Below are 11603 nucleotides of genomic sequence, written 5' to 3' on the forward strand. Positions count from 1 at the left end.
CGGTCCGATGAGTGCCCACGAGGCTTCGACGCCGAGCGGCACGGCCGCCGCCACGACCGGGACCGCGCCGGCTCGTTCAGCCGACGTCGCGTTGACGCATGACACGCTCGCCCGCGCGCTGCGCGACGCAGTGCTGGCGCAGGACTTCGGCGCCACGCCGGATTCGCAGGACGGCGGCAAGCCGATGCGCCATTTCCCCAGCCTGGATCTGGCGGTCGTCGTGTACCCCGAGCGCGGCGCGCCGGTGTGGGCGAACGTGCTGTTCTCGCGCGAGCACCCCGAGGGCCTGATCGCCCGGATCCCCGCGGATGCCGGCCCGGTGGGCGAGGTGCGCTTCGTCGCGGACACCCGCGACGCGGAGGGCAACTCCATCGCGTGGCGGCCCGACTCGGACTGGTCCGCGATGCGCTGGACGCCGCTGGCCGGCGACGCGGGGCCGCGCATGGTCGCGCCCTATCCGGCCTCGCTGCTGAAGCTGATGCTGCTGGCGGGCCTGGGCCGGCTGGTCGATCAGGGCCGGGCGAGCTGGTGGCAGCCGCTGAGCTATCGCGGCCGGGAGCGCCTGGTCGCCGACTGGGCCTACGACATGATCACCTGGAGCAGCAACGAGGCGACGTCGGCGCTGGTGACCCTGATGCATGCGACCGGCGCCATCCGCCGCGAGGACGGCCGCGAGGTCCGCAACGACCTGCACCGGCTGTTCGAATCGCTGGGACTGACCACGCTGCGCTTCGCCAACACGGTCGCCGATGGCGGCTGGGGCAATGGCGCGGGCTCGGGCGTGGGGCAGTTGCAGATGACGGCCTGGGACACGGTGCGGTTGCTGTGGTGGCTGGACCCGACCGCGCCCGCTGCGCCCTGGTTGCGGGCCGACGCGCCGCGGCTGTCGCCCGAGAGCCGCAACCAGATGCTGCACGCGCTGGAGGACCAGGCGCTGCACGAGGTCCTGTCCAGCGGCGCGCTGGGCGGCGTGCCGGGCTGGGTGCCCGGACTGCCGTCGCGGCTGCCGGGCAAGTGGCTGCAACCGGACGGCTCGCTGCATGCGGGCGAGGTGGCCATGCCGGGGGACCTGCGCCGCTTCGCGGCCGGCGGCGACGTGCGTTTCGCCCACAAGACCGGCAACACCGAGAACTACGTCTCCAATGCCGGTATCGTGCGCGGCATCTCACCGCGCCGCCGTCATTACGCGATCGCACTGCTGACCAACCTCGGCGCGCGCTACGCGCCGGACGAGCGCTGCGCCACGACCTGGCGCGTGCCGGCGCTGGGCGCGGCGATCGACGCGCGCCTGGCGGCGTGGCTCGAGACCTGACCCTCCGATCCTCCGAATCCGCGGCGTCGCGCCGCGCGCGAACGATGGCCGACGCTGCATACCTCCTGCCTCCCTTGCCCGCGCACGCCTGCCTGGGCGTCATCGCTCCCGCCGGTCCGCCGCGCGAAGGCACGCTCGAGCAGGTGGTGCCGATGATCGAGCGCCTGGGTTTCCGCGCGAAGGTCTTCCCCGGCTGCGGCGGCCCGAGCTTCCTCGGCCATCTGGCCGCCTCGGACGAGCGCCGCCTGGCCGACCTCCACGAGGCCTTGTGCGATCCCACGGTGGATGCCGTGATCGGCCTGCGCGGCGGCTACGGCTGCACGCGGCTGCTGGACCGGATCGATCGCGCGGTGCTGCGCCGATTCCCCAAGCCGCTGATCGGCTACAGCGACCTGACGGCCCTGCTCGCGCTGCGCCAGCAGCTGGGCCTGGCGGGCTGGCACGCGCCGATGCCGGCCTCGGACTGGCACAAGGGCGAGGGCGGCTGGGCCGACGCGGTGGCGTTGGCGGACCGTCTGCGCTCCGGCCTGCGCGCCGGCGATGCGCTGGGTCCCGCGCTCGCGCCGCATCCGCTCCATCGCGGCCGCGCGCCGGTGCGCGGCGTGTTGTCGGGCGGCAATCTGGCGGTGCTGGTGGCGCTGCTGGGCACGCCCTTCATGCCGGACCTGTCGGGCGCGATCCTGTTCCTGGAGGACGTCGGCGAGGACCCGTACAAGATCGACCGCCTGCTGTGCCAGCTTCGCCTGAGCGGCGCGCTCGACGGATTGGCCGGCGCGCTGCTGGGCAGCTTCACCGACGGCGACGCGCCGGACGCGGTGCTCGCGGACTACTTCGGCGAGCTCGGCATCCCGGTGCTCGCCGGCTGGCCCAGCGGCCACACCTCGCCCAACCTGCCGCTGCCCATCGGCATCGCGGTGACGATGGATCCGGTGGCGAGGACGGTCAGCGCCTGATGGCGCCCGGCGACCAAGGACCGACGCCGATGACGCGGGGCGTGCTGGGGTCGACGCTTGCACGTGCCGGTGAGGCGGGTGCGATGAAGTCGTGTTCGGGTAGCAACGGCGTGCCGGGGTGAGGCAAGTGGTTCTCGGGTAACTGCGCGAGGCACACGGCCCACAGACCGGCGGCTCCGGTTCGCTGGCATTCGCGCAGCAGCCACATCCATGTGCCGGTCAAGGCATCCCGCATGCTGAGCTGGCCTTGCTCCAGCAGTCGCAGATCGCGATCCGAAATCGGCGCCAGCAAGGTGAATCGATGTCGCGCATCCTCGCCAGCCAAGTAGGCCAGCATGACCTGCCCCTGACTGTTGCGGGTGAGGTAGACGATGGGTTGCTCGGCCATGTAGAGGACACGCTCCTCCGGCAGTGGCAAGGGCAGCAGGCCTTCGGGAATGCGGGTGGACGGATCGAGCTCAATGTTCATGTGCAGTCACCTCGAAGTGATCGGAGTCCAGCATGCCCGCGAACGGCCACCAGTCCATGTGGCCTTGAGCGGACGGTTCGCTCACGGGGCCGTGCATCGGCGTGAGCATGGTCGTCGCGATGTATGCACCCAGATGCGGCGACGACATCTGCCGATGGCGAGCCTGTCGCCAAGTGCCGTAGACCGACAAGGCGTCCTCGGGCGAAGGGCGGAAATCTTCCGCCCGGTTGTTGCGATCACTGCTACGGATGCGTCAAAGCTTCGTCACTTGAGGGCGATGAGCCACATGCGCTTCGGCCCAAGAAAAAAGGCCCGCCGGTGTCCCGGCGGGCCTTGTCGTTTCCGAGGTCCCGCCGCGTGAGCGGCGGGCGGGTCGGGATCAGAAGAACTTGTAGTCCACGCCCAGGGTGAACGAGCGGCCACGCGGGTCGGCCACGCGCGGCTCCCACGAGCTGCCCGAACCGGTGTTGCTGTCGTAGCTGTTCGCGAACGGCGGGTCCTGGTCGAAGATGTTCTTGATGCCCGCCGTGATCGTCAGGTTCTTGACGCCCGTGTAGGCGACGCTCACGTGGTGCAGGTAGTACGGCTTGACCCAGGGGTCGAACAGCGGCGCCGAGGCGTTGCCGTTCGCCACGCCCGGCGGGACGTAGCCGTAGTAGCCCGACGAGTACTGCTGACGCAGCGTCCACGCCCAGTCGCCATACGAGTAGGTCACGTAGGCGCTGTGCTTCCAGCGCAGACCCAGGTCGCTCGAGCGCGTGAACTGACCCACCTCGCTCGGGCCGAAGGCCACGTTGTCCAGCAGCTTGGACTTCTTCGCCAGCAGGTAGGTGCCGTCCAGGCCGGCAGACAGGCGGCCGCCGTTCAGCGGCGTGGTGCCGCGCATCGACAGTTCCAGGCCGCGGGTGCGGGTCTCGCCGGTGTTGATCCAGCGCGTGTCCACGATCCGCAGCACCCCGTTGTTGTCGCGCAGGAAGGCCTGCGGGAACAGCTGGTAGTTGTTCAGGATCTGCGTCAGCGTCAGGCTCTGGATCTGGCCGTCACGACGGATGTCCCACAGGTCCACGCTCATGCTGTACGCGGGCGAGGGCTGCCACACGAAGCCGATGTTGGACATCTTGGACTCTTCCGGCTTCAGGTCCGCCTTGCCGCCGAACAGTGTGTCGAAGGTGATCGCCTGGCAGCCCGGCGCGTTGCTCACCACGTTGGCCGGGCAGGTCGACGGATCCGGCACGCCCGCGCCGGTGTACGGCGACTGCGTCACGCCGTTGAACAGCTGGTTGAAGGTCGGCACCCGGAAGCCGGTGCTGTAGGAGCCGCGCACCACCAGGCTCTGGAAGGGCTGGTAGCGGATCGACGCCTTCGGGTTGGTCGTGCTGCCGAAGCCGGTGTACTTGTCGTAGCGCACCGACAGGTTCAGGTCGAGGTTCTTCAGCACCGGAATGATGGTCTCGCCGAAGACCGCGCCCACCTTGCGCTTGACGCCGCTCAACGCGTTCACGTTGTCGAACGGCGCGTTGTAGACCCAGGTGTTGATGTCGTTGGTGTTGACCGTGTTGTTGCCGTCGAAGTTGTACTTCTCGATCCGGTAGTCCACGCCCACCGCGCCCATCACGTCACCCGCGGGCAGCTTGAACAGCGGACCCGACGCGGTCGCGTCGAACTCGTCCGTCGTGTACTTGCCGCCGTAGAGCTGGGTGCCGGCCGCCGAGATCGCGTTCAGCGCCGCCAGCGCGGCCGGGCTCTGCGATTCACCCGCCAGCAGGAACGGGTTCAGCACGCCGGTGTTGATCAGGTTGGCCAGGCCGACGTAGTTCTGGTAGCCGCTGCCCAGCGTCGAGGTGCTCTTGCTGAAGGCGTGCGAGGCGCCGGCCTTGTAGTCCCAGTCCTTCAGGAAGGGAATCGGACCGTCCATGCTCAGCAGGTAGCGGCCGGTGTCGGTGTCGGTGCCGATCTCGCGCTCGCCGCATTCCATGCAGCGCCAGCGGAAGGTCATCGGCAGGCCCTGGTTGCCGGCCAGCGACGGGAACTGCTTGACCAGCGCGTCGAACACGCGCTGGTAGCCCGCGCCGGTGGACGGGTAGGCCAGGTCGGCGAACGGGTTGCGCACCGTCGTGCCGTTGGGCAGGCCGAGCGTCGAGGTCGACGCGGCGCTGCTGATCTGGTTGGGCGAGAAGAACTTGGTCGATTCCGACTTGCCCAGCAGCACCTCGCCGGTCAGCATGTGCTCGCCCAGCTTGAGCTGGCCGCGCGTGACCAGGTTGGTGTTCTTGACCGGCTGCTGGATGACCGCGGCGCGGCCGGTGTCCCAGGCGCAGCCGAACTGGTTGGCCGGCGACGCGGCCGCCGAGTTCCACAGCTTCTCCGCGTACGCGTCCATGCCGGGCTGCGAGGCGCAGCCGGCCTGGCCGGGCAGGTCCAGGATGTTGACGTTGCTGATGGTCGCGCCGTTGTACAGCGGGCCGGTGTTGGCGTTGGAGCCCGGGCGGCTCAGCACGTTGCGGATGGTCGTGCCGCTGGTGGTGGGCAGGAACAGCGTGGCGAAGGGCGTGCCGCGGGTGTCGGGGGACAGGCCGCGCTCGGGCTGGAAGCTGTTGACGAAGTCGCGCTGCGAGCCGTCCAGGCGCTTGTTCTGCGTCACCGACAGGACCGCCAGCAGGTTGAAGCCGTCCTTGTCGATGTTGCCGACGCCGCCCGTCAGCGAGCCGCGGGAGATGGCGCCGCCGCCATGCTCGGTCACGTCGGTGAAGGCGCTGGCCTGCAGGCCCTGGTAGTCCTTGCGCAGGATGAAGTTGATGACGCCGCCGACGGCGTCGGTGCCGTAGGTCGACGAGGCGCCGTCCTTGAGCACTTCGACGCGCTCGATGGCGGCCATCGGGATCTGGTTCAGGTCGACCACGCCGCCGTTCAGGCCGTGGGCCGCGATGCGGCGGCCGTTCAGCAGGATCAGCGTGGCGTTGGCGCCCTGCAGGCGCAGGTTGGCGGAGGTCGCGCCGTTGTTGCCGCGGGACTGGCCCGAGACCACGTCGGCGTTGGCGGCCAGGTTGTCCAGGCCATTGCCGTTGGACGACAGCGAGGCGATCAGCTGCTCCGCGGAGACGATGCCCTGGCGGTCCAGGTCCTTGCGCGAGATCGTCTGGATCGGCAGCGCGCCCTCGTCCTGGATGCGCTTGATGCTCGAACCGGTGATCTCCACCCGCTCGATCTTCTGGACCTCCTGCGACCAGGCCGCCGCGTGGGCGCCCAGACCCACCACGACGAGACAGCGGGCGAGTTGATTCAATTTCACGACCTTCTCCTTGTTAAACGATCCGGGGCGTCCCTGGAACGCCTCCAACGACACGGGACATGGTCGGCATTGCGACCACTGTGTTGCGAGCTGTGAACGATGATCAAGCACGAGACGATTTCCTCGTCATAGGGCCGTCACCCATTTGTTGCGCAGGCCACGATGAATGCTTGTCGCGCGCGTATAACCTGCGGGAATGCAGCGGGGGCGCGAATATACATTTCCACCCATGCGATTGATCTCCGAAGCGCAGGTGCGTGAACACCTGACCCCGGCCCGCCGGCCGGCCCAGCTCGCGGCGTTGCGCGAGTCCTTCCTCCACTTCGCGCGCGGCCAGGCCGCGGTGCTCGCGCGCAGCCGCGCCGCGCTCGCGCAAGCGCCGGGCGCGCCCATGGTCAGCGCGATGGGCGCGGTGCTGCCGGACCTGCTCGGCACCAAGGTCTACGCGACCTTGAGCGGCAAGTTCCAGTTCGTCGTCAATCTCTTCGACACCGCGACCGGTCGTCCGCTGGCCACGGTCGAGGCCAACGAGCTCACGCGCGTGCGCACCTCGCTCACCACCGCGCTGGCGGTGGACGCGCTGTCGCGTCCCGACGTCACGGTGCTGGGCGTGTTCGGCTCGGGCGTGCAGGCGCAGGCCCATGTCGAGGCGCTGCTGTCGGTGCGCCGCTTCACGCGCGTCCTGCTCTGCGCCCGCACCGACGCCGCCGCCGTCGCGGCCCGCTGGTCGGCCGAGTTCGGCGTCCCGGTCGAGGCCGCCGAGGCGGCCCGCGTCGTCGCCGAGTCCGACGTGATCGCCACCTGCACCCGCGCCACCGAGCCGCTGTTCGACGGCGCTCGGGTGCGGCCCGGCACGCTGGTCTGCGCGGTCGGATCGAGCAAGCCCATCGCCCGCGAGCTCGACGACACCTTGTTGTCGCGCGCCGCGGCCGTGGTCGTCGAATGGAAGACCGCCGCGCAGGCCGAGGCCGGCGAGCTGGTCCGGGCCGCGCCGGGCGTGATCGCGCCGGAGCGGCTCAAGGAACTGGGCGAGCTGCTGGCGGCGGATCACCGGCCCTCGGCCACCGACATCGTGGTCTACAAGAGCGTCGGCATCGGGCTGGAGGACGTGGCGCTGGCGGCGCTGGTCTGGCGCGGCGTGCAGGCCGGCGAGAACGCCACCGGAGAACGCGCATGAAGCGCCGTCTGCTGGTCGCGCTGACGCTGACCGCGATGGCCGCGCTGAGCGGCTGCGCCAGCCTCGGTCACGAGCCGCCGGCGCCGATGGCCGAGGCGCTCAAGCCCTCGGGCGTGCCGCTGTCGTCGATCGCGGTCGTCGCCTTCCCGATCGATGCGCCGGGCACCGGCCTGCGCCTGAACGCCGACCAGCTGATGCAGCCCGCGTCGACGATGAAGACCATCACCGCGGTGGTCGCGCTGGACAAGCTCGGGCCCAACAGCCGCGGCCATACCGAGCTGCTGGCGGCGGGCGAGATCCGCGACGGCCGGCTCGACGGCCCGCTGGTGCTCAAGGGCAACGGCGACGCCGACCTCGACTGGCCCGCGCTGTGGCTGATGCTGCGCGAGCTGCGCGAGCGCCACGGCCTGCGCGAGCTGGCCGGCGGCGTCATCGTCGACCGCGCGCTGTTCCTGCCTTCGCGCCCGGAGCTGGGCGTGGCCGACTTCGATTCGCAGCCCGAGTTCCCCTACAACGTCATCCCGGACGCGCTGCAGCTGAACGGCAACCTGCTGCAGTTCGACCTCGCGTCCGACGCCCGCGGGGTCACCGCGCGGCCCTTCCCGCAGTTCGGCGGTCTGACGATCGACGGCTCGTCGATGACCCTGGTCGACCGCCCCTGCAAGGACTGGGAGGATGGCTGGAAGCCGCCGCGCTTCGAGCCCCTGCCGGGCGGGGCGGGGCGCCTGTCGCTGCAGGGCGAGTTCCCGCGCGGCTGCCAGGTGACGCAAGCGCTGAACGTGCTGGACCGGCAATGGCTGGCCGCGCAGGCGCTGCGCCAGCTGTGGACCTCGCTGGGCGGCACGCTGTCGGGCGAGATCCGCGAGGGCACGGCGCCCGAGGGCGCGCGCGTGCTCGCGCAGCACCGGGACCGGCCGCTGGCGGAGATGCTCCGGCCGGTGATGAAGTCCTCGGACAACGCGCTGGCACGGCTGATCTTCAAGCGGCTGGGCGCCTCGGCGGCCCAGCCGGGCGAGGACTCGCAGGTCGCGGCGGGTCGCGTGGTGCGGGCCTGGTTCGCGGAGCATCAGATCGACGCGACCGGGCTGGTGCTGGACAACGGCTCGGGCCTGACTCGCCTCGAGCGCATCACGGCCTCGCAGCTCGCGGCGGTGCTGCTGGCGTCGCAACGCGGCGCGCACGGGCCGGAGCTGCTGGCCACGCTGCCGGTGGCGGGCGTGGATGGGACGCTGGTCCGGCGCATGAAGGGCACGGCCGCCGAGGGCCGCGCTCGCCTGAAGACCGGCACGCTGCGCGACGCCGTGGCGCTGGCCGGCTACGTGCCCGACGCGAAGGGCAAGACCTGGATCGTGGTCGTGCTGGTCAATGACGACAACGCCATGAAGGCGCGGCCGGCGGTGGATGCGCTGATCGACTGGGTGGCGCGTCAGTGAAGGATGGAGGCTCGCTGCCTCACCCGGCCCTCACCCCCACCCCTCTCCCACTCCGTGGGCGAGGGGCTTCAGTGCCGCTCGGGATTTCATAACGCTACTGCCTGAGCGCTCGCGGCTCCCTCGCCCACGGAGTGGGAGAGGGCGGGGGTGAGGGTCGGGTGAGGCAGCGAGCCCCGCCCTCCCTCACACCACCGCCGCCGACAGCAGCCTGATCGTCCCCGCGCTCGCGTCCATCTCCGCCGCCTGTCCCACCGGCACGGTGAACTTGCGCTTGATGTGCCCGATCATCGCGCCGCGATAGACCGGCACGTTCAGCGGCAGGAAGTAGTCGTCGAAGACCTCGTCCAGGGTCAGCGTGCCGTAGCCGTCGCCAGGCTCGCACTTGGTGAACTTGCCCAGCACCACCCCCGCCAGCTGATCGAGCGCGCCGCACAGGCGCAGCGTCGACAGCATGCGATCGACGCGGTAGATGTACTCGTTGATCTCCTCCAGGAAGAGGATCGCGCCCCGCGTGTCGGGGAAGTAGGCCGAGCCCGCCAGCGAGCTCAGCACCGCCAGATTGCCCCCCACCAGCGGACCGCGCGCGACGCCCGCGCGCAGCGTGCTGATGCGGTCCTCGCGCTGCACCACGCCGGGCCCGCCGGTGAAGGGCGGGTTCTGCAACAGATCGGGCTGCGCGTCCATCACCACGGACTTGAAGTGCTGCAGCGAGAACTCGTTCCAGTCCGAGCCCGCCACCGGGCAATGGAAGGTGATGAGGCCGGTCTGCTTCTGGATGGCGTTGACCAGGCTGGTCAGGTCGGAGAAGCCGCCGAAGAACTTGGGCTTGCGACGGATCAGCGCGTAGTTCAGCTTGTCGACGATGCGGTTGCTGCCCGAGCCGCCCGTCAGCGCGATGATCCCGGCCACCTCGTCGTCGGCGAAGAAGTCGTTGATGTCGGCGGCGCGCTCCAGGTCGGTGCCGCCGAACTGGCCGTAGCGGCCGCGCACGTGCTGGCCCAGCTTGACCTTGAAGCCCAGCGATCGCAGGGACTCGACCGCGATTTCCAGCGGCTCGCGCTCGTAGGTGGCGTTGGCCGGGCTGACCAGGCCGATCGTGTCGCCGGCCTTCAGGCGGCGCGCGCGCAAGGGCTCGGGCGCCGCGCCGGGGCGGGCGTCGCGCGAGGGCGCGGCGCTCTGCGCCTGGGCGGGCAAGGCGGCGGTCAGCGCGCTGGCCGCGGCGGTGGCGGCACCGGTGAGGATCAGGCGGCGGGAAGCGGTCATGAGGTCTCCGGGAGGTCGTGCGAATTCGTTCGGTGGCATGCGAGGGGGCCGGCTCGACGCGCCGACGTCGGGCCGGCGGCGCGGCCGTGACGCCGCCGCCCGGACGCGTCAGAGCACCAGGGGCAAGCTGCGGCGGACCTGGTCGCGGTCGCCGAAATCGAAGTGCCACCACTCGGTGCTGATGGTCTGGAAGCCGGCCTGCCGCATCGCCGCGCGCAGCCAGCCGCGGTGCCGGAGCTGCTCGGCGGTCAGCCCGCCCGAGGCCAGTTGCTCGGCCTCGAATTCAGGGTGCGACGCGGGCGTCATCTCGTCGAAGCCGGTGCCCATGTCGAGCTCGCGCCCGTCGGCATCGAGCAGCGTCACGTCGACGGCCATCCCGAAGGAATGGATGGAGCGCCGCGCCGGGTGCGCCAGGTATCGGGTCAGCGGCGTGCCTTCGAGCTCGGCCCACAAGGCCTCCTGCACCCGCTGCGGCCGCAGCGCGTCCAGCACCACCAGCGTCACGCCGGGGCAGTGGCGGGCCAGCCAGGCGGCGGCCTGCTCGACCGCGTCGGCGGACTCGCGCCGGAGGTAGGCGCAGTCGAGACCGCCGTAGACGGCGCGGCCGACGAAGTTGTCCGGTGTCGCGTAGCGCAGGTCCACCGCGATGCCGGGGATGGTCAGCAGCGCGCGGAACTCGGGATGCGCGGCGATCTCCTCGCAGGGGATGGGCGCGGGCGAGGCGAGGAGATCGAGGGGAGAAGCGGCGGCGTCCGGCGTGGGCATGGCAGATGGAGCGATGGGACGGGAGCGCCGCGACCGGTCAGTCGTCGAGGCTCTCGAGGTTGGCCCGCGCGGCGTCGCGCAGGTAGTTGACCAGGCGCCGCGCCGCTTGCGCGAGCGGGGCGCTGGCCGAGGTCAGCAGGTAGAGCTGGATGCTCATCGCCGGCGCCAGCGGCCGCACCTTGACGCGGCTGCGGTCGGCCGACGCGGCCGTGAACGGATCGACGACGGTCATGCCGACACCCGCCTCCACCAGCGCGCGGGCGAGCTGGTAGGTCTGCACGGTGATGCGGCTGTCCAGGTGACGGCCTTCGGCCTCGCTGGCGTTGTGCAGCATGTGGCCGATGGGATCGTCCTCGGCCATGGCGATCAGCTCGGACTGGATCTCCTCCAGCGGCAGCGGGCCGCTGCCCTGCGCCTCGGGGCTGTGCAGCGGGCACAGCGCCATCATGGTGCCGGTGGCCAGCGCCTCGGCCTTGATGCCGGGATGGCGCGGATCGTGCAGCGACAGGGCCAGGTCGGCCTCGCCCAGGAGCAGCGCGGAGACGATCTCCCGGGTGTGGTTGGTGCTGAGCTGGCAGCGGCTGCGGGGGAAGGCCTGCGCCCAGTGCGTCATCGCGGCGGGGATCACCGAGGCCCCCAGCGTCGGCGTGGCCATCAGGCGCAGCGATTCGGATTCGCCGCTGCGCAGGTTGGCCGCGAGGCGCCGGATCGCGACCAGGTCGCGGTTGAGCTTGTCGATCTCGACGAAGAGCCGCTGCGCCTCGGGGGTCGGATAGAGCTTGCCGCGGACGCGGTCGAACAGCGGCATGCCGAGCTGGAGCTCGCAGTGCTGCAGCACCTTCGTCACGGCCGGCTGCGAGATGTGCAGCAACTGCGCCGCGCCGCTGATCGTGCCGGCCTGCATGATCGCGTGGAAGACTTCAATGTGTCGGAGCCGCATGG

At 70.8% G+C, this 11603-nt stretch carries 9 protein-coding genes; 4 read left to right on the forward strand and 5 right to left on the reverse strand.

Annotated elements, in window-relative coordinates; all coding sequences use genetic code 11:
• Positions 1-7: 7 nt before the first annotated feature.
• Together MCHT01_RS15350 and MCHT01_RS15355 are read left to right on the forward strand one after the other, a co-directional pair.
• A complete protein-coding gene (locus tag MCHT01_RS15350; protein WP_148661545.1) occupies positions 8-1312 on the forward strand; it encodes a serine hydrolase in 1305 nt (434 codons plus the stop codon).
• A 74-nt stretch (positions 1313-1386) separates the two neighbouring features.
• Positions 1387-2265 carry a S66 peptidase family protein gene (locus MCHT01_RS15355; protein WP_067066213.1) on the forward strand — a complete coding sequence of 293 codons (879 nt, stop codon included), beginning with the start codon at positions 1387-1389 and terminating at the stop codon, positions 2263-2265.
• On the opposite strand, the gene MCHT01_RS15360 is transcribed toward MCHT01_RS15355, so the two are convergent.
• Positions 2255-2734 (reverse strand): hypothetical protein, encoded by a 480-nt coding sequence (locus tag MCHT01_RS15360; RefSeq protein WP_067066214.1) that lies wholly within the window; start codon positions 2732-2734, stop codon positions 2255-2257. The genes MCHT01_RS15355 and MCHT01_RS15360 overlap by 11 nt on opposite strands.
• 379 nt (positions 2735-3113) lie before the next feature.
• The gene (locus MCHT01_RS15365; protein WP_067066215.1) at positions 3114-6023 is read right to left on the reverse strand and encodes a TonB-dependent receptor domain-containing protein; all 2910 of its coding nucleotides are present in this window, start codon (positions 6021-6023) and stop codon (positions 3114-3116) included.
• Positions 6024-6252: 229 nt separating this feature from the next.
• Between MCHT01_RS15365 and MCHT01_RS15370 the strand changes: the two genes are divergently transcribed.
• Positions 6253-7200 carry an ornithine cyclodeaminase family protein gene (locus tag MCHT01_RS15370; RefSeq protein WP_067066216.1) on the forward strand — a complete coding sequence of 316 codons (948 nt, stop codon included), beginning with the start codon at positions 6253-6255 and terminating at the stop codon, positions 7198-7200.
• Complete coding sequence (gene dacB / locus MCHT01_RS15375) at positions 7197-8633, forward strand: D-alanyl-D-alanine carboxypeptidase/D-alanyl-D-alanine endopeptidase (RefSeq protein WP_067066217.1); 1437 nt, start codon at positions 7197-7199, stop codon at positions 8631-8633. Before MCHT01_RS15370 ends, dacB begins: the two co-directional genes overlap by 4 nt.
• Positions 8634-8816: 183 nt before the next feature.
• Here the strand turns inward: dacB and MCHT01_RS15380 are convergent, their stop codons facing one another.
• The 3 genes from MCHT01_RS15380 to MCHT01_RS15390 all read right to left on the reverse strand — a co-directional run bounded on the left by MCHT01_RS15380 (position 8817) and on the right by MCHT01_RS15390 (position 11601).
• Complete coding sequence (locus MCHT01_RS15380; protein WP_067066218.1) at positions 8817-9896, reverse strand: S66 peptidase family protein; 1080 nt, start codon at positions 9894-9896, stop codon at positions 8817-8819.
• 108 nt (positions 9897-10004) lie between these two features.
• Positions 10005-10661 carry a M15 family metallopeptidase gene (locus tag MCHT01_RS15385; RefSeq protein ID WP_084452715.1) on the reverse strand — a complete coding sequence of 219 codons (657 nt, stop codon included), beginning with the start codon at positions 10659-10661 and terminating at the stop codon, positions 10005-10007.
• Between the two features lie 37 nt (positions 10662-10698).
• Positions 10699-11601, reverse strand: coding sequence for a LysR family transcriptional regulator (locus MCHT01_RS15390; protein ID WP_067066219.1), 903 nt, complete (start codon positions 11599-11601; stop codon positions 10699-10701).
• Positions 11602-11603 lie beyond the last annotated feature (2 nt).

The sequence above is a fragment of the Mitsuaria chitosanitabida ATCC BAA-476 = NBRC 102408 genome (assembly GCF_001598255.1).
Lineage (GTDB): Bacteria > Pseudomonadota > Gammaproteobacteria > Burkholderiales > Burkholderiaceae_C > Roseateles > Roseateles chitosanitabidus.

Coding starts and splice junctions, on each gene's coding strand:
- MCHT01_RS15380 (WP_067066218.1), bottom strand. CDS start 9,896: ATGACCGCTTCCCGCCGCCTGATCCTCACCGGTGCCGCCACCGCCGCG.
- MCHT01_RS15385 (WP_084452715.1), bottom strand. CDS start 10,661: ATGCCCACGCCGGACGCCGCCGCTTCTCCCCTCGATCTCCTCGCCTCG.
- MCHT01_RS15390 (WP_067066219.1), bottom strand. CDS start 11,601: ATGCGGCTCCGACACATTGAAGTCTTCCACGCGATCATGCAGGCCGGC.
- MCHT01_RS15350 (WP_148661545.1), top strand. CDS start 8: ATGAGTGCCCACGAGGCTTCGACGCCGAGCGGCACGGCCGCCGCCACG.
- MCHT01_RS15370 (WP_067066216.1), top strand. CDS start 6,253: ATGCGATTGATCTCCGAAGCGCAGGTGCGTGAACACCTGACCCCGGCC.
- MCHT01_RS15360 (WP_067066214.1), bottom strand. CDS start 2,734: ATGAACATTGAGCTCGATCCGTCCACCCGCATTCCCGAAGGCCTGCTG.
- dacB (WP_067066217.1), top strand. CDS start 7,197: ATGAAGCGCCGTCTGCTGGTCGCGCTGACGCTGACCGCGATGGCCGCG.